The organism is Streptomyces sp. NPDC002888, assembly GCF_042888465.1.
GTDB lineage: Bacteria > Actinomycetota > Actinomycetes > Streptomycetales > Streptomycetaceae > Streptomyces.
On sequence record NZ_JBIAPU010000023.1, the window covers coordinates 58,308 to 75,790 of the forward strand.

16 protein-coding genes are annotated in these 17,483 nt (G+C 71.7%); 11 read left to right on the forward strand and 5 right to left on the reverse strand.

Going from position 1 to position 17,483, the window contains the following annotated elements:
• The first annotated feature begins 36 nt into the window (after nucleotides 1-36).
• Together ACFYWX_RS32420 and ACFYWX_RS32425 are read left to right on the forward strand one after the other, a co-directional pair.
• The gene (locus tag ACFYWX_RS32420; protein ID WP_389428225.1) at nucleotides 37-675 is read left to right on the forward strand and encodes an ATP-binding protein; all 639 of its coding nucleotides are present in this window, start codon (nucleotides 37-39) and stop codon (nucleotides 673-675) included.
• 422 nt (nucleotides 676-1,097) lie between these two features.
• Complete coding sequence (locus ACFYWX_RS32425; protein ID WP_389428227.1) at nucleotides 1,098-2,066, forward strand: DUF5926 family protein; 969 nt, start codon at nucleotides 1,098-1,100, stop codon at nucleotides 2,064-2,066.
• Between the two features lie 278 nt (nucleotides 2,067-2,344).
• Here the strand turns inward: ACFYWX_RS32425 and ACFYWX_RS32430 are convergent, their stop codons facing one another.
• Together ACFYWX_RS32430 and ACFYWX_RS32435 are read right to left on the reverse strand one after the other, a co-directional pair.
• Entirely contained in the window at nucleotides 2,345-3,043 is a 699-nt protein-coding gene (locus tag ACFYWX_RS32430; protein WP_389428229.1) for a hypothetical protein, read from the reverse strand.
• Between the two features lie 55 nt (nucleotides 3,044-3,098).
• Entirely contained in the window at nucleotides 3,099-3,764 is a 666-nt protein-coding gene (locus ACFYWX_RS32435) for a bifunctional DNA primase/polymerase (RefSeq protein ID WP_389428231.1), read from the reverse strand.
• A 620-nt stretch (nucleotides 3,765-4,384) separates the two neighbouring features.
• On the opposite strand from ACFYWX_RS32435, the gene ACFYWX_RS32440 reads away from it, so the two are divergent.
• Both ACFYWX_RS32440 and ACFYWX_RS32445 read left to right on the forward strand, forming a co-directional pair.
• Nucleotides 4,385-5,773 (forward strand): PP2C family protein-serine/threonine phosphatase, encoded by a 1,389-nt coding sequence (locus ACFYWX_RS32440; RefSeq protein ID WP_389428233.1) that lies wholly within the window; start codon nucleotides 4,385-4,387, stop codon nucleotides 5,771-5,773.
• 84 nt (nucleotides 5,774-5,857) lie between these two features.
• Nucleotides 5,858-7,348: an aminopeptidase P family protein gene (locus tag ACFYWX_RS32445; protein WP_389428235.1), complete on the forward strand. Its 1,491-nt coding sequence runs from the start codon at nucleotides 5,858-5,860 to the stop codon at nucleotides 7,346-7,348.
• A gap of 43 nt (nucleotides 7,349-7,391) precedes the next feature.
• Here the strand turns inward: ACFYWX_RS32445 and ACFYWX_RS32450 are convergent, their stop codons facing one another.
• The 3 genes from ACFYWX_RS32450 to ACFYWX_RS32460 all read right to left on the reverse strand — a co-directional run bounded on the left by ACFYWX_RS32450 (nucleotide 7,392) and on the right by ACFYWX_RS32460 (nucleotide 9,728).
• On the reverse strand, nucleotides 7,392-8,219 hold the full coding sequence (locus tag ACFYWX_RS32450) for a triphosphoribosyl-dephospho-CoA synthase (protein WP_389428237.1): 828 nt from the start codon (nucleotides 8,217-8,219) through the stop codon (nucleotides 7,392-7,394).
• 9 nt (nucleotides 8,220-8,228) lie between these two features.
• Entirely contained in the window at nucleotides 8,229-9,176 is a 948-nt protein-coding gene (locus ACFYWX_RS32455; protein WP_389428239.1) for an intradiol ring-cleavage dioxygenase, read from the reverse strand.
• Nucleotides 9,177-9,278: 102 nt separating this feature from the next.
• Entirely contained in the window at nucleotides 9,279-9,728 is a 450-nt protein-coding gene (locus ACFYWX_RS32460; protein ID WP_389428241.1) for an ATP-binding protein, read from the reverse strand.
• Nucleotides 9,729-9,981: 253 nt separating this feature from the next.
• Between ACFYWX_RS32460 and ACFYWX_RS32465 the strand changes: the two genes are divergently transcribed.
• The 7 genes from ACFYWX_RS32465 to pheA all read left to right on the forward strand — a co-directional run bounded on the left by ACFYWX_RS32465 (nucleotide 9,982) and on the right by pheA (nucleotide 17,366).
• Complete coding sequence (locus ACFYWX_RS32465; protein WP_389428243.1) at nucleotides 9,982-10,848, forward strand: hypothetical protein; 867 nt, start codon at nucleotides 9,982-9,984, stop codon at nucleotides 10,846-10,848.
• A 190-nt stretch (nucleotides 10,849-11,038) separates the two neighbouring features.
• Entirely contained in the window at nucleotides 11,039-11,788 is a 750-nt protein-coding gene (locus ACFYWX_RS32470) for a YcnI family protein (RefSeq protein WP_389428245.1), read from the forward strand.
• Nucleotides 11,789-11,891: 103 nt separating this feature from the next.
• Nucleotides 11,892-12,542 carry an SCO family protein gene (locus ACFYWX_RS32475; protein ID WP_389428247.1) on the forward strand — a complete coding sequence of 217 codons (651 nt, stop codon included), beginning with the start codon at nucleotides 11,892-11,894 and terminating at the stop codon, nucleotides 12,540-12,542.
• Nucleotides 12,539-13,012, forward strand: coding sequence for a copper chaperone PCu(A)C (locus tag ACFYWX_RS32480; RefSeq protein WP_389428249.1), 474 nt, complete (start codon nucleotides 12,539-12,541; stop codon nucleotides 13,010-13,012). Before ACFYWX_RS32475 ends, ACFYWX_RS32480 begins: the two co-directional genes overlap by 4 nt.
• Before the next feature lie 13 nt (nucleotides 13,013-13,025).
• Nucleotides 13,026-15,047 (forward strand): copper resistance CopC/CopD family protein, encoded by a 2,022-nt coding sequence (locus ACFYWX_RS32485; RefSeq protein WP_389428251.1) that lies wholly within the window; start codon nucleotides 13,026-13,028, stop codon nucleotides 15,045-15,047.
• 8 nt (nucleotides 15,048-15,055) lie between these two features.
• On the forward strand, nucleotides 15,056-16,354 hold the full coding sequence (gene efeB / locus ACFYWX_RS32490) for an iron uptake transporter deferrochelatase/peroxidase subunit (RefSeq protein WP_389428253.1): 1,299 nt from the start codon (nucleotides 15,056-15,058) through the stop codon (nucleotides 16,352-16,354).
• 79 nt (nucleotides 16,355-16,433) lie between these two features.
• Nucleotides 16,434-17,366 carry a prephenate dehydratase gene (gene pheA / locus ACFYWX_RS32495; protein ID WP_389428255.1) on the forward strand — a complete coding sequence of 311 codons (933 nt, stop codon included), beginning with the start codon at nucleotides 16,434-16,436 and terminating at the stop codon, nucleotides 17,364-17,366.
• The last annotated feature ends 117 nt before the right edge of the window (nucleotides 17,367-17,483 follow it).

Here is a 17,483-nt window from a genome sequence, read left to right on the forward strand (position 1 = left end):
GCCCCGGCGCGTTCGGTTCGTATTCGATCGTTGCGAATGCGTCACTGGACATGGATTGGCCGGTTTCCGGTACAGGCCAAGGGGGCATCCACACCGTGGCGTGGGGCGAAGGAGGTCTCGGGGGTGGCGTTGGTGGTGGCACAGGAGGTGCCCGCGTCGTCGAGCATGGCCGTACCCCATGGCCCTGCGGGCGTGGGGAAGGCGAGACACCGTATGCGCGACCAGTTGCGCAGCGGTGGCGTGTCGGAGTCGGTCATCGACGATGCCGTACTGATCCTTTCCGAACTTTTGAGCAATGCCTGCAAACACGGCCGGCCGTTGGGCGACGCCCTGGCCGGGGACGGTGACGTGCGGGCCGCGTGGCGCGTGGACCCGAGCGGACGTCTGCTCGTCGAGGTGACGGACGGTGGCGGGCCGACCCGCCCGGCTCCGGCCACCCCGTCGGTCACCGCGCACGGCGGCCGCGGGCTCAACATCATCACGGCGCTGGCCGACGACTGGGGCGTCCGGGACGACGCCCGCGGCGAGGTCACGGTGTGGGTCGTCGTCCACGAGGACGTGTACGACCCGGACGCCGGCTGCCGACGCACCGACTTCGCCACGCGGGTCGCGGCTCCGTCGGTGGCGGGGATGCCGGAACTGAACTTCGCCGACGCGTTCGAAGACATGGACTGACACCGACAACGACCTGGGCTTCGCCGGATCCGGACTGACCGCGACCCGGACCGGCTCTTATCTGGACCGGCCCCGATCTGGACCGGCCCCGATCTGGACGGGCCGGGAGCTGGACGGACCGGAAGCTGGACGGACCGGAAGCTGAACCAACCCGGACCTGAACCAACCCGGACCTGAACCAACCGCGACCGAACCAGGACCGACCGCGACCTGGACGGACCGGCGACCCGAACCAGGACCGACGCCGACCCGCCCGACCGCACCCCGACCCCCACCCCACCCCGACCGCAACCCGCACCGCTCCCGGCCGAACCCCCGCGTTCCGGACGACTCAGCACGTTGTCCACAGGTCCCCGTGGCTGCCCGTACGAGCGGCTAGGCTCGCGCCCGTACAGACGAGCCGTAACCGGGAGACAGCGACGATGGCCAAGAAGCGACCCCAGACGAAGGCCAAGCGGCCGCAGCTCAGCGATGCGGCGGAGATCCCGGTCGTCGGCGCCCGCGAGCCCTGCCCCTGCGGCAGTGGCCGCCGCTACAAGGCCTGCCACGGACGCGCGGCCGCCCACGCGGCGACCGAGCTGGTGCACCGTCCGTTCGAGGGACTGCCCGGCGAGTGCGACTGGGTGGCGCTGCGCGAGCTGGTGCCGGCCGCCACGGTCGAGCTGCCCCTCAAGGACGGCCTCCCCGAGGGCGTCCCCTCGGTCACACTCGCCACGGTTCTGCCGATGGCCTGGCCCGCCCTGCGCCGCGACGACGGCTCGGTGCTGCTCGGCCTGCAGAACGACACGGCGTCGGGCGACATCAGCCGCGACCTCGCCGACACCCTGCAGCGCGCGCTGGAGGCCGAGCCGGGCACCCCGGTCCAGGGCCGCCGCGCCCCCGCCGAGAGCCCGCGACTGCAGGACCTGCTCGACCCCGAAGGCGCCTTCGAGCCAGTTGTGCACAGCGGCTTCGAGTTCTGGGTCCCGGACCCGGAGAACGCCACGCCGGACGTGACCGCCTCCCTGGAGCGGGCCAACGCCGCGGCCATCCCGACCGTGAAGCTGACCGGTGTGGACTCCGCGTACTGGTGCGAGACGCCGGAGAAGAACCACCTGCGCTGGGTCATGCCCCACCCGGAGGAGCAGCTTCTGGACGCTCTCGCGCGGCTGCACGCGGCGGGCCGCTCCAGCCTCGGCGAGGGCACCCGGCTCGTGGGTTCCTTCCGCGCGCACGGCCTCACCGTGCCGGTCTGGGACCTGCCGAGCGGGGTCGGCGCGGACGACGTGGAGAAGCCGGCCGCGGAGTTCGCCGAGCGCCTCGCCACCGCTCTGGCCTCGGACGCACCGCTCACCGCGGAGGAGCGCCGCGCCCGCGGCGGCCTGACCAACCGCCAGGTCACGCTCAGCTGAGGCACACCGCGGCTACCCGTTCGTGCTGACTGGTCGGTCAGCACGAACGGCTCTTGCGGAATCGGTGACTCCTCTCACAACTCCCCCTCGCACCAGCCGAGTCGACACGAGAACGGACGACACGGCGGTGTCCGAATAGCCGACGGCAATGCGAGATCGAATTTGCGTAGAGCGGATCTCTTGTTACCGTTCCAGTAGCCCGGTTGCTGGTGCATCCCCCGTCGCCAGCAACCGGGTCTTTCCATGCGCGGCTCCGTTCACCCGGTGACCGCCGCACGTCAACTGGCCGTGCGTGCCTCGGAGTTGCTCCCCGACCTCAGCAGCAGCGGCCCCTGCCGGTCGCGGGCGGACGCCCCGGCGAACTCCGCCACGGCCGTGTAGGCGTCCAGGTTCCCGCGCGTGCGCTCCCGGGGTGTCTCGCACATGCACGGCTCGTCCTCGGCGCCCACGCGGCACCGCATCTGGACCGTGCGCCCACCGGGGCCCATGAGGCTCAGTACGGAGTCCAGGTAGCCACCGGTCGCGTTGCGGAAATAGGTGCGCGCCCAAGTGTCCTCGCCCTGGGTCAGCACACAGGTCTGCGCCTCGATGCCGTCGGGAGAGGTGAGTTCGGGGCCGCAGCGGGCGGCGGTGGCCAGACCCACGCCGAGCAGCAGGGGCGAGCGGCCGGGGTCGGCGGGGGACTCCTTGGCGTCCTCGCCGCGCCGGGCCGAGCCGTCGGCGGTGCGCTCTTCGCCGTCTGCCGCAGCATCTCCGGCGGCTTCTGCGGCAGTGACATCAGCCGCATCTTCCGCGGCGTCTGCGGCAGTTCCCTTAGCGGCGCCTTCGGCGGTCCTTGCGGCAGCGCCCACGGCCGGGGGCCGCTCACGGTCGACCGTACGCCCTTCGTCGCCCACGGGTCCCGCCGACGCCACGGCCAGCGGCAGCGCCAGCGCGCACGCCGCGACGCCCCCGAGGGCGAGCAGACGAAGGTTCATACAGCGGAAGATAACGAGCGAAGCCGGGCGCCCCCTCCGCGCGCGCCCGACACCCCTACAACTCGGGTGCGCTGACACCCGTACGAGTGAGGGCGTCGACCACGGCGTCCACCACGGCCTCCACGTCGGGCACCCAGGGGGAGGCGGAGCCGGGCAGCGGCGCGCGCTCCCAGCGGATCTCGCCCTGGCCGGTCTCGGAGGGCGGCAGCGCGAGGTAGCCGCCCTCACCGTGGAAGCGGAGGGAGCCGGGCACGAAGTCCTTGGCGTAGAGCAGTTCACCCAACTGCTCCATGGAGTACGGCCGCACGAGCAGCGCCCAACGCGTCGGCGAGGCGACCACCGGGCCGAGGCGCATGCCCTCGCGGTCGAGGGCGGCGAGGGCGCGGGAGGCCGCGAGAGCCGGCAGGCTGACCGCGCACGGCGCGTTGCCGCCGGTGGCCAGGATGATCGGCGCCGTGGGCCGGTTGGTCCACCACCAGCGCACCATCCGCTCGTCGGTGGTGGCCGTGAGGAGGCCGGGGTCGAAGGGGTGGGCACCGGGCACCGTGCACTCGGGGTCGGGACAACCGCAGCGGGCCCGCCCCTGCGGGTCCGGCGCCACGCCCGGGAGTACGGGCCACTGCCATTCCGTCGCGAAGGTCAGGGCCGCGCTGATCAACTCAGGCCTTCCGTCACTGCGCTGGGACAGGAGCCTGCGTCGCTTTCCGAGGATCTCGCGCATGAGCGCTCGTTCCTTTCCGTTGCACCGCTGGCAACACCGTGGGGCACATCACACCATGTGTCGATCACTTCACTGGGCGTACCTTTTGGCGCATCACACCCCTGTCCGCGACAAGGGGAACCCCTATGGGCCGATCTCTGGCTGCGTCCGCGTCCATACCGCGTTCATCAAAAGCATGGGCGTGGCGCGGGGTGGCGAAGTGTGGCGTTTGCCGTACCGCGTATTTCTCTCCGCCTCCGCCGCGGGAGGATGGGGCACGGTCGTCGGTGGCTAAGACGCTCGGGTCGGTCACCGGGTTCCGGGTGGCTCCCGACGACCCCTGGTCCTTACCGAGTACGTACCCAACACGACCGCTGTGACGCTCTGTGGAGCAAGGCCAGTCGACCGCAAACACCCGCTACCCGAGTCAGTTTTAAGCCAACTTTGCCTTTTCGCAAGGGGTTCACGAGTCCCCGAAAGAAATCACCTTGAACTTCATGGACACCAGGAATCCCAGCAGGACAATGCTGGACATCCCCTCACGAGTGCGTGTACATGTGGAGACACCGCTGGCGGCGCAGAATGACATGGGGGTTTGCGATGCTTTTGAGCAATACGCACCGGTCTGAAAGCCGGACGTCATGACCGCCCCTCACGCTCCGAAAGTGGCCGGAATCGATTCAACGGTTCCCTCGCCCGCACACACTGTCGCGCCCGCGCCCGCAGCCCCGTCCACCCCTCAGGTCTCGCCCGGCGCCGGAGCCCTGCTCCAGGACCGCCTCGCCGGCTGGGTCTCCGACCTCACCACTCTCCACGAACTCACCGAACGTCTGGCCCGTACGGACCAACTGGCCGACGCCCTCCAGGAACTGCTGCGCGCCGGTGCCGCCCTCGTGGGCGCCCGGCGCGGTCTCGTCGTACTGGAACCGGCCGACGGACTGGGACCGGACAGCACCATCGGCCTGGGCCTCGGCAGAGCCGATCTCGGCCACATCGAGACGGTGCCGCGCAGCGCCATGTCCTACGGCCGCATCCTCGAAGGACTGCCCGGCGGCGAGGCCGGGATCGCGCAGCCCGACCTGTTCGGCGAGGACGGCCTCGACCCCCGTCACCGCGAGGTGGCCGCCCGCCTCGGCTACGCCGCGAGTTACACACTCCCCCTGTCCACCGAGTCGGTCGGCCGCCTGGGGGCCGCCGTGTGGCTCTACGACGAGCCCGCCGAGCCGGACGAGCGCCGCCGCCACCTCGTCGGCCTGTACGCCCGCTACGCCGGCGCGCACCTCGCCCGGCTCGTGGAGGTCGAGCGCACGCGCGCGTGCCTGGCGACGATGGCCGAGGAACTGCTCCCCTCCCGGCTGCCGCGGGTGGCCGGGGTCCAGCTCGCCGCCCGGCACCGCACCGGTCCGCGCGGCGGCGGCGACTGGTACGACGCGCTGCCCCTGCCCGACGCCGCGCTCGGCCTCGCGGTCGGGTCGGTCACCGGGTCCGGGCCGAGCGCGGTCGCCGCGATGGGGCGGCTGCGGGCGTCCCTGCGGGCGTACGCCGTGATGGAGGGCGAGGACCCGGTCGCCGTCCTGTCCGACCTGGAACTGCTGCTGCGGCTCACCGAGCCCGCCCGCTCCGCCACCGCCCTGTTCGCCTACTGCGAACCCGCGCTGCGCAAGATCACCCTCGCAGGCGCCGGACACAGCCCCCCGCTGGTGATCGGCGAGCGCCGTACGGAGTTCGTGGAGACCTCCGTGTCGGCGCCCCTGGGGATGCTCGCGTGCTGGGAGGCGCCGAGCGTGGAGTTCGAGGCGGAGGCAGGAGAGACGGTTCTGCTCTATACGGACGGGCTGCTGCACCGCACCGGCGACACCGTCGACCGCGCCTTCGCCCGGCTGCACGCGGCGGCCGCCGGCATGCCGAAGGCGCTGCGCCGCGATCCGGACGCCGTCGCCGACCACGTCCTGCGGACGGTGCTGCCGGACGGGCTGGACGCCACGGACGGCGCGGAGGACGTCGTACTGCTGGCGGCGCGCTTCGCGTAGAGCAGTGCGTACCAGGTCGTTCCACCCCGGGGCCCCTTCCGCACGACCGTACGATGGGGAAGGTCCAGTGCCGTATCGAGGAGGATGACCGTGGCCGACGAGCTCACCCCGGCAGAGCCTGATTCTGCTGCTGCCGCAGCGGGCCCGGACGAGAGCGAAGAGCCGATCAAGCAGCGCAAGAACGGCCTGTACCCGGGCGTGTCCGACGAGCTCGCCGAGAACATGAAGTCCGGCTGGGCCGACACCGAGCTGCGCGACCTGCAGCCGATCGCCCAGGCCGCCGAGACCGCCGCCCGCCGTGCCGCGCTCTCCGCGCGCTTCCCGGGCGAGCGCCTGGTGATCCCGGCGGGCAACCTGAAGGTCCGCTCCAACGACACGGAGTACCCCTTCCGTGCGTCGGTGGAGTACGCGTACCTCACCGGCAACCAGACCGAGGACGGCGTCCTGGTCCTGGAGCCGACGGCCGACGGTCACACGGCGACGATCTACCTGCTGCCGCGCTCCAACCGCGAGGACGGCGAGTTCTGGCTCTCCGGGCAGGGCGAGCTGTGGGTCGGCCGCCGGCACTCGCTCACCGAGGCGGAGAAGCTGTACGGCATCCCGGCCTCCGACGTGCGCGAGCTGGAGGACAAGCTGCGCGAGGCGACCGGCCCGGTGCGCGTCGTGCGCGGTCACGACGCCGGCATCGAGGCCGCGCTGACCGACAAGGTCACCGCCGAGCGGGACGAGGAGCTGCGGGTCTTCCTGTCCGAGGCGCGGCTGGTCAAGGACGAGTTCGAGATCGGCGAGCTCCAGAAGGCCGTCGACTCGACCGTGCGCGGCTTCGAGGACGTGGTGAAGGTCCTCGACAAGGCCGAGGCGACCTCCGAGCGCTACATCGAGGGCACGTTCTTCCTCCGCGCGCGTGTGGAGGGCAACGACGTCGGCTACGGCTCCATCTGCGCGGCCGGACCGCACGCCTGCACGCTGCACTGGGTCCGCAACGACGGGCCCGTGCGCTCCGGTGACCTGCTGCTGCTCGACGCGGGCGTCGAGACGCACACGTACTACACCGCCGACGTCACGCGCACGCTGCCGGTCGACGGCCGCTTCAGCGAGATCCAGCGGAAGATCTACGACGCCGTGTACGACGCCCAGGAGGCCGGTATCGCGGCGGTGCAGCCGGGCGGGAAGTTCCGTGACTTCCACGACGCGGCGCAGCGGGTGCTGGCCGAGCGGCTCGTGCAGTGGGGGCTGGTCGAGGGGCCGGTGGAGCGGGTGCTGGAGCTGGGGCTTCAGCGGCGGTGGACGCTGCACGGCACGGGACACATGCTCGGGATGGACGTGCACGACTGTGCTGCGGCGCGGGTCGAGTCGTACGTCGACGGGACGTTGGAGCCGGGCGTGGTGCTGACCGTCGAGCCGGGACTGTACTTCCAGGCCGATGATCTGACGGTGCCGGAGGAGTACCGGGGGATCGGGGTTCGGATCGAGGACGACATTCTGGTGACCGGTGACGGTAACCGGAACCTGTCCGCCGGGCTGCCTCGCCGGTCGGATGAGGTTGAGGCCTGGATGGCCTCGCTGAAGGGCTGAGCAGTGAGGGACGGCCGGGTACCTGGTGGGTACCCGGCCGTCGTCACGCCGCCTTGATCACCACCGGCAGCGAGTCCAGGAACAACGCTCCCGCCAGCAGGCCCGCGCTGCCCCTCGGGCTCCAACCCCGCTCGTGGAGGTCGGTGTCCAGGGTGGCCAGAGCCGTTGCGCCCTCCGGGGTCGCCGTGCCGCCCGCCTCCAGGACCGCTCGGGCGCCCGCCTGGACGTGGCGGAGTCCTGTCGGGCCCGCGGTGTGGAGGAGTTCGGTGTCCTGGAGGGTGGACATCACGGTGAGGAGGGCGTCCAGGCGGGCCTGGGGTTCGGTGACGCCTGCCGAGCGGGCTGTCGTGAGGGAGTCCAACGCGCGGCGTACGTGCGGGAATCCGGCGCGGGCCTCGCCGCGGGCGCCGGCGGCGCCGTACTTGGCCGACACCGTCGATCCGCGGGACGGGCGGCGTGGGGCGGCCCGGTCCGGGTGGGCGGCGATGCGCTTGGCGGTCGCGGCGACGTCGCGTCCCCGCGCGCGGGGGTCGAGCGCGGCCGCCGCGACCAGGAGGCCGAGCGCCCACAGGGCACCCCGGTGCCCGCCGCCGGCGAGGCCCACCGAGTGCTCGGTGGACCGCCCGATCGCACCCAGCTCCGCGCGGAGCCGGGGCGTGGGCTCGCCGGTGCGGCGGGCGGCCGCGGCCATCGCCGCGAGACCGGGCGCGAGCGCCTTGGCCGACCAGCGCATGCCGCGGTGGTCCCGGCGGGTGACGCGGGCGGTGAGGTCGCGCGGGTCGGGGAGCCCGGGCTTGGGCGCCAGGGCCAGTTGTCCGGTCAGGGCGGCCACGGCGGCCTGGGCCAGCGCCTCGTCCTCACGGCTGCTCATCGCCGTACCTCAGGAGGACGCCGAGGCCGACGGGGCGTCGCTCGGCGGGGCTCCCGTGGGGGCGCCGCTCGGGGCGCCGCTCGGGGGCGTGCCGCCACCGCCACCGCCGCCACCCGCGCCCGTGTTCTCGGCGTCGGGGTCGACGCCGAGGGTGAGGAAGCCCTTGTAGCCCTTCGACGGGTCCTTCTTGTGGACGGGTTCGAGGGTGAGCAGGCCGCTGGAGGCGCCGCCGCCGTCGTAGACCATGTCGTCGGCGAGCTTGGTGTAGCTGCCGGTGTGCTTCGAGTACGGCTCCAGCGCGAAGATCGCCTCGGCGATGTCGTCGTCGAAGAACAACTGGCCGGTGTAGTTGACCTTGCCGCCCTCGTAGGTGCCGTCCTCCTTCTCACCGCCGGTGTGGACCTTGAGGTGGATGTGGCAGGTGCGCGGGGTGTACCAGCCGGGGATGATCGTCTCGAACTTGACGACCCCGTTGGCGTTGGCGATCTGGTAGCCGCGCAGGTAGGTGTTGTCGTTCGAGGTCGAGCCGTCCTCGCTCTCGGCGGGCGCGGAGCCGCCGGGGTTGGCGGTGGTGTAGCCCGAGTAGTAGCCCCAGGCGTCGCAGTGCCAGATCTCCACGGCAGCGCCGGGGACCGGGGTGCAGCCGTCGGTGGCGTCGACGACGGTGAGACGCAGCGTCAGCGGGACGCCGCTCTTGCCCTCGGTGATGTCCTTGCGCACCAAGGCACCGTCGAGGTAGTACGGCCCTTCCGTGACGCTCGACATCAGCGTCATGCAACTGGCGCTGGTCGAGGTCGAGGTCGCCGAGGCCGACGCGCTCGCCGTGGCCTCGGTGGCGGTGTCGGCGAAGGCCGACTGGTATCCGGCGACGGCGAGGCCGCCGGCCGCGACCGTGCCGCCGGTCACCGCGAGGGCGCGGCGCCGGGTGATGGTGGTGTCCCTGTGGTTTCCCGTCATGGGCATGAAGGTAGGAACGTCAGCCGTCAGGGAGGTTGGCGGACGCTGTGGGTGCCCTGTGAGAAGAGCGGGGGGAGTTGGACCGCCGCCGGGCGGGGACTGCTACACCGCCACCAGTGGGGCGTCCTTCTTCCACTTGAGGATCTTGTCGAAGCTCACCACCGCGCCGCCGCGTCCCGGCTTGTTGCCGATGTGGACGTGGTCGGCGAGTTCGCGGATGAGGAAGAGGCCTCTGCCGCCCTCGGCCTCGTCGTGGGCGAGGCGGGCCGGCCTGTCGTCGCCGGCGAAACCCGGGCCGGAGTCGGCGACTTCGATACGACACTTCTCGCCGTCGAGGTAGGCGGTGACGCGGTACGCCTCCGAACAGCCGCCGTGAGCGGTGTTCCCGCCGTGCTCGACGGCGTTCGCACAGGCCTCGCTGAGGGCGACGGAGAGGTCGTAGGAGATGTCCGGGTCGACGCCCGCGGTCTCCATCGTGCCGAGCAGCAGGCGTCGGGCGAGCGGAACGCTCGCAGCTTCGCGCCGCAGATGGAGTGACCACCAGATGCTCATGCTCCAGCCTCCAGGCCGCGGCTCGACATACCGATACGTATTGCCGCCACTCCCCGTCTGTAAGCGTAAATTCGGAGTGATGCCGCCCATATGGGGGATGTACCGAGGTGCCCGATCGGTGTATGAGGGCGCTCACCTGCACCGGCGGCCGCAGAATGTGATCTTCCGGGTCGTAGGGAATCTTGCGGACCGTACGGCATCTTGCGGACCTGCCGTACGGCGCGCAGGGGGCTGGTGCGATGATGAGCCCGCCATGACTGTCCCCCACCAGCGCGCGGCGCACTCCGGAGTCGATCTCCGGCTGCTGCGGGCCGCGGTGTTCGCCGCGGTCTGCGTCGTGCTGGCCGCGGCCGGACACACGCTGGCCTCCTGCGCCACGGTTCCGCTGTGGACGCTCGGCGCGGGGTTCCTGGGGGTCCTCGCGGTCGTCGTGCCGTTCGCCGGGCGGGAGCGCTCGCTGGTGGGCATCGCGGCGATGCTCGCGGCCGGACAGACCGTGCTGCACACGCTGTTCGGGCTGGGCCAGCACACCGCCGCCTCCGCCGTGGCGGCCGCGTCGTCGGTGTCCTCGGTGTCGTCGGTGTCGTCTGTGTCCTCCATGTCCGACGCCGAGATGGTCGAGCGCGCCGCGCGTCTCGCGTGCGGGTCCGCCGCGGCGGCGATCACCCCCGCGCGGGCGCACCGGATCCTCGTCGACGCGCGGATCTACGACAGCATGGACATGAGGGCCATGCACCACCCGGCAGACGCCCTGGCCACCACCGGCTCGCCGGAGTCGCTGCTGCCGTCCCTGCCGATGCTGCTCGCTCACCTCCTCGCGGCCCTCGCCGTCGGCTGGCTGATGCGGCGCGGCGACACGGCCCTGCTGCGGCTGCTCGACCTGTCCGCGCAGGGCGTCGCGGAGGGTGTCGCACAAGGGGCGCTCGTACGGTCCCTGCGCGGGGCGCTCGCGCTGGCGTGCGCCCTGATCGCGGGGCTCCCGGGCGCGCCGGAGGCGGGACCGCGCGTTCCGCGCACCGCCCTGCTCGCGTCGCCCGCCCCGCGCACCACCGCGATCCGGCACACGGTCATCAGGCGCGGCCCTCCCGGCGCCGCAGCGGCTCTCGCCCTCGCTGCCTGACACGACACGACCACCGCTTCGCTCCACTCCAAGGGAGTTGGGGAGTTCACGGAGGGGCCGGCCGCCGTCGTGCGGCACGCGCGCGTGCGCGTGCGCGTCGGTTGTGACCGACTGCCCCGCGAACCCCTCTCCATCGTCAGAACTCACCCGGACTCCACCGGGCCACACTCGAAGCGGAGTGCTCCTTTCCATGAAGGTCTCTCGTATCGCCGCCGTCGCCGCCCTCGCGGGCTCGGCCGTCCTCGTCCTGTCCGCCCCCGCGTTCGCGCACGTCAGCGTGCAGCCGGAGGGCACGGCCGCGAAGGGCGGCTACGCGGTCGTCGACTTCAAGGTCCCCAACGAGCGGGACGACGCCTCGACCACCAAGATCGAGGTCAGCCTCCCGGCGGACCACCCGCTGGCCTCGGTGATGCCGCAGCCCATCGACGGCTGGAAGGTCGACGTCACCCGGTCCAAGCTGGCCAAGCCGATCGAGTCGCACGGCGAGAAGATCTCCGAGGCCGTCACCAAGGTCACCTGGACCGCGACCGGCAAGGGCATCGAGCCCGGCTTCTTCCAGAAGTTCCCGCTCTCCGTCGGCGCGCTGCCCGAGGACACCGACGAGTTGGTCTTCAAGGCGATCCAGACGTACTCCAACAAGGAGGTCGTGCGCTGGATCGAGGTGCCCAAGGACGGTGAGGAAGAGCCGGAGAACCCGGCCCCGGTGCTCACCCTGGCCGCCGCCTCCGAGGACGGTCACCACGGCTCGGGAGCGGCCGATGACGCCTCCGAGGAGTCCGACGACGCCAAGAACGCGTCCGCCGCCACCGAGGCCGCCGACTCCGGCGACAGCAGCGACACCACCGCCCGCGTCCTGGGCATCGTGGGCATCGTCGTCGGCGCGCTGGGCACGGCGTACGGCGTGGTCGCCGGCAGGCGGCGCACCTCCGCCGACGCCTGACGCCGGTTCCGGTCCACCGGATCGTCCGCGGCGCGCACAGGGGTCCGCACCCCGCACACGGCCCCTGTGCCCGCCCGATCTCATACATCTGGGACATTTCTCTATGCGCAAGAAGACCTTCGCCGCGGCCGCCCTGCTCGCCGCGGCCACCCTCACCCTCTCCGCCTGCGGCAGCGGTGACAGTGGCAAGAGCCCCGTCTCCGCGGTCTCCGAGGACGGCTCGCAAGGCGCCGTGACCGTGCTCGACCAGCCCTTCAAGAAGCCGGACCTGGTCCTCACCGACACCCAGGGCAAGAAGTACGACCTCCGCAAGGAGACCGCGGGCAAGCCGACGCTGGTCTACTTCGGCTACACCAACTGCCCCGACGTCTGCCCGCTGACGATGAGCAACATCGCCGTAGCCAAGAAGCAGCTGCCCAAGTCCGAGCAGGAACAGCTGCGTGTCGTGTTCGTCACCACCGACCCGGAGCGGGACACCCCGGCCGCGCTCGGCAAGTGGCTCAAGGGCATCGACCCGCAGGTGGTCGGCCTGACCGGCGACTTCGCCACCATCCAGGCCGGCGCCCGCACGCTCGGCATCTCCATCGAGCCGCCGCACAAGGACAAGAACGGCAAGATGGTCTCGACGCACGGCACCCAGGTCATCGCCTTCTCACCGAAGAACGACGGCGGCTACCTCCTCTACGACGAGGAGGCCAAGGTCGAGGACTACATCAAGGACCTGCCCAAAATCATCAAGGGTGAGAACCCGTGAGGTACTTCGCGGTGCCTGCCGTGCGGTACCTCGCGGTGCCGGCCGCGGCCCTGCTCCTCGCGGGGTGCGGCTCCGACTCCGGCTCCGGCGGGTCCAAGGCAGACCTCTCCGTCAGCTCCGCCTACATCCCGCAGCCGGTCTCCGACTCCATGGCCGCGGGCTTCCTGACCATAGCCAACGACGGCGGTGCGAAGGACGAGTTGACCTCCGTCACCAGTGACGTCGCCGGCAGCGTGACCGTCCACGAGACCGTCGGGTCGTCCATGCAGGAGGTCGCGGCCCTCGCCGTTCCCGCGCACGGGCGGCTCGTCTTCAAGAGCGGCGGCAACCACCTCATGTTCGAGAAGCTGAAGCACCAGCCGAAGCAGGGCGAGAAGGTGACCGTAGAACTGCACTTCGCCGAGTCCGGCCCGATGACGGTCGAGATACCGGTGAAGTCGGCCACGTACAACCCCGAGACCGGACACTGAGGGAGGGACCACCATGTCGCAGACCATCGCCCCCCGCGTCCGGACGCTGGTGTTGCTGTTCCTGGCCGTCACCGGCGCGCTCCTCGTCGGCGCCGGCCCGGCCTCCGCGCACGCCGCGCTCACCGGCAGCGACCCCGCGCAGGGGGTGGTGGTCGACAAGGCGCCCACTCAGGTGTCGCTGACCTTCTCCGAGAAGGTCGCGACGAACGACGCCTCGCTGCGCGTCCTCGACCCCAAGGGCAAGCGCGTCGACACCGGCAAGCCGTCCAACGTGAGCGGCACGACGTACGCCGTGCAGCTGCACTCGGGGCTGCCCGACGGGACGTACACGGTGACCTACCAGGTGGTGTCCGAGGACAGCCATCCGGTCGCCGGCGCCTACACGTTCTCCGTCGGCGCCCCCTCCCAGACCACCGTCTCGGTCTCCCAGCGGGAGGTGGGCGGCGGGGTCGTCGGCGGGCTGTACGGGTTCGGGCGGTACCTGTCGTACGCCGGTTTCATCGTGCTGGTCGGCGGGGCCGCCTTCGTGCTCGCCTGCTGGCAGCGCGGCAGCGGCGTACGGGCCCTGCAGCGGCTCGTCGTCGGCGGATGGCTCACGCTCACCGCGGCCACGCTGATGCTGCTGCTCCTGCGCGGCTCCTACACCGGCTCCGGGAAGGTCGGTGACATCTTCGACCTCGACCTGCTCGGCCAGGTGCTCCAGACCAAGTCGGGCGCGGCGTTGGTGTCCCGGCTGCTGCTGCTCGCCGCGGCCGCGCTGTTCATCGCGGTGCTCTTCGGGGCGTATGACAAGCGGGAGGACGAGGAGAAGCGGGACCTGACCTTCGGGCTCGCCGTCGGCGGGGTCGTCGTGGCCGCCGGGCTCGCCGCGAGCTGGGCGATGGCAGAGCACGCCTCCGTCGGGCTCCAGGCGGGCATCGCCATGCCGGTCGACGTGGTCCACCTGCTGGCCGTCGCCGGGTGGCTCGGCGGGCTGGCGGCGCTCCTCGTCGCGCTGTACCGGGCACCCGCCGACACCCCGCTGGAAGCCGCGGCCGTACGGCGCTTCTCCGGCGTCGCCTTCGGCAGTGTCCTCGCGCTGGTCGCGACCGGGACCTACCAGTCCTGGCGCCAGCTCGGCTCCTGGTCGGCGCTCACCGGGACGCGGTACGGGCAACTGCTGTGCGTGAAGATCGGGCTCGTGGTGCTGCTCGTCGGCATCGCGTGGATCTCGCGGCGGTGGACAGGGCGGCTGTCGGAGGGGGCGGCCGCTGCGGGGGCGGAGGCCGATACGGCGGTGGAGGTTCCGGAGAAGGAGCAGGTCACCGCACCCTCCGTGACATCCGGGCCCGCGCGCGCCGCAGCGACCGCCGAGGACCCCGAACACGCCATAGCGACTGCGGAGGACCCCGAACACGCCATAGCGACCGCTGAGGACCCCGAGCGCGCCACGGCGACCGCCGAGGACTCCGAGCGCGCCGCGCAGCTCGCCCGGCAGCAGGCCGCCGTCGACACCGCCCAGCGGAAGAAGCTCCGGGACGCCGACCCCCACCGCTTCGGCCTGCGCCGCTCCGTGCTCGCCGAGGCGGGCGTCGCCGTCGTACTGCTCGCCGTCACCACCGCGCTGACGTCCACCGAGCCGGGGCGTACGGAGGAGGCGGCCGCCAAGGCCACCTCCTCCTCGTCCTCCTCGTCGGCCGACGCGTCCAGCGCGGGTGCCCTCACCCTGGACATGTCGTTCGACACGGGCGGCACGGACGGCAAGGGCGTCGTGAGCATCGACCTCGACCCCGCGCGGGTCGGCGGCAACGAGATGCATGTCTACGTGCAGCGGCCCAACGGCCGCGCCTTCGACGTCCCCGAGGTGAAGGTGGCCTTCACCCTCGAAGCCAAGAAGATCGGGCCGCTGCCCGTGGCCCCCGACCACATCGCCACCGGCCACTGGTCGGCGACCGGAGTGCAGATCCCCATGGCCGGCGAATGGAAGATCGCCGTCACCGTGCGGACCTCCGACATCGACCAGACGACCGTCTCGAAGAACGCGCAGATCGGCTGAACCGCACCATGCCTGACCAGTCCATTCCCGAGGGTCGTACTCCTGGGACCCCCGCGGAGGGGTCCTCCGTGGAGGGGTCCTCCCTGGAGGGCCTCTCCCGGCGGAAGCTGCTGAGCACCGCTGGTGCCACCGGGCTCGTGCTCGGCGCCGCCGGCGGGGCGGTGGGCTATGCCGCCGCGCCCTCCGAGGCGACGACACCACTCGCCTCCGTGGGTGCCGACCGGGCGATGTTTCACGGGAAACATCAGCCCGGCATCACCCAGGGCCTCCAGGCCCGGGGGCACCTCGTCGCCTTCGACCTCGCCGCGGGCGCCGGCCGCAAGGAGGCGGCCGCGCTGCTGCGCCGCTGGTCGGAGACGGCCCGGCGGCTGATGGCGGGCGAGGCCGCGGCCCACGACGACACCGACGTGGCCCGGGACGCCGGTCCGTCCTCGCTGACCGTCACCTTCGGCTTCGGCCACAGCTTCTTCTCCCGTACCGGTCTGGAGAAGCAGCGCCCGGTCTCCCTGGACCCGCTGCCGGACTTCTCCTCCGATCACCTCGACAAGACCCGCAGCAACGGCGACCTGTGGGTGCAGATCGGCGCGAACGACGCCCTGGTCGCCTTCCACGCCTTGCGCGCGATCCAGAAGGACGCGGGCAGCGCGGCCCGCATCCGCTGGCAGATGAACGGCTTCAACCGGTCGCCAGGCGCCACCTCCCACCCCATGACGGCCCGCAACCTGATGGGCCAGATGGACGGCACGCGCAATCCCAAGCCGGCCGACGCCGACTTCGACAAGCGGATCTTCGTACCGGCATCCGGTACGAACGACCCGGCCTGGATGGCGGGCGGCTCCTACGCCGTCGTACGCCGGATCCGCATGCTCCTCGACGACTGGGAGAAGCTCTCGGTGAAGGCGCAGGAGCAGGTCATCGGGCGCCGCAAGTCCGACGGGGCGCCGCTGTCCGGGGGCACCGAGACGACCGAGATGGACCTGGAGAAGACCGACGCCCAGGGCGATCTGGTCGTCCCGATCAACGCGCACGCGCGGATCACCCGGCCCGACCAGAACGGCGGCGCGGCGATGCTGCGGCGCCCCTTCTCGTACCACGACGGCTTCGACGCGGACGGTGTGCCCGACGCGGGCCTGCTGTTCATCTGCTGGCAGGCGGATCCGCTGCGCGGCTTCGTCACCGTGCAGCGCAAGCTGGACCGCGGGGACACCCTGTCGAAGTTCATCCGGCACGAGTCGAGCGGGCTGTTCGCGGTGCCGGGCGGGGCGGCGGAGGGCGAGTACGTGGGGCAGCCGCTGTTGGAGGGGTGAGGGCGGGGCGGCCATCGGTGTGCCGCCCTCCGTGTGAAACGCGGGACCTTGTTTCCGCGGGGCCCATTAGGGTGAGGGCATGCCAGCGAGCTATGCGTATCTCGGTCCCGAGGGCACCTTCACGGAAGTCGCCCTGCGCACACTTCCGGAGGCGGCGACCCGGGAGCTGATCCCGTACGTGTCCGTGCAGTCCGCGCTCGATGCGGTGCGCGCCGGCGAGGCCGAGGCCGCGTTCGTGCCGATCGAGAACTCCGTCGAGGGCGGCATCACGACGACACTCGACGAGCTGGTCGCGGGCACGCCGCTGATGATCTACCGCGAGGTGCTGCTGTCCATCACCTTCGCGCTGCTGGTCCGGCCCGGCACGAAGCTGTCGGACATCAAGACGGTCACCGCGCACCCGGCCGCCCAGCCCCAGGTCCGCAACTGGCTGAAGGCGAACCTCCCGGACGTCCACTGGGAGTCGGCCGCCTCCAACGCGGACGGCGCGCGCCTGGTCCAGGAGGGCCGGTACGACGCCGCGTTCGCCGGTGAGTTCGCGGCCGCCCGGTACGGCCTTGAGGCCCTGGAGACCGGGATCCACGACGCCGAGAACGCGCAGACGCGGTTCGTGCTGGTGGGCCGCCCCGCCCGGCCCGCGGCGCCGACCGGCGCGGACAAGACGTCGGTCGTGCTGTGGCAGCGCGACGACCACCCGGGCGGGCTGCGCGATCTCCTTGGCGAGTTCGCCACCCGCGGCATCAACCTCATGCTGCTCCAGTCCCGGCCGACGGGCGCGGGCATCGGCAACTACTGCTTCTGCGTCGACGCGGAGGGCCACATCTCCGACCGCCGGGTGGCGGAGGCCCTGATGGGGCTCAAGCGGATCTGCCTGGAGGTGCGCTTCCTCGGTTCGTACCCGCGTGCGGACGTGGCCCTGGAGGACGTACGTGCGCTGCACCCCCGGACGTCCGACGACGAGTTCATGGCCGCGGCGGACTGGGTGGCGCGCTGCCAGGACGGCCGGTTCTGACCGGTCCTACCTGCTGACTTTTGTTATCCACAGGAGTTATCCACAGGCAAGCTTCTCGACCTGGGGACAAGTCGACAACGAAGTGCCGTTCAGTCGACAAATCGCCCTACAGCCCCC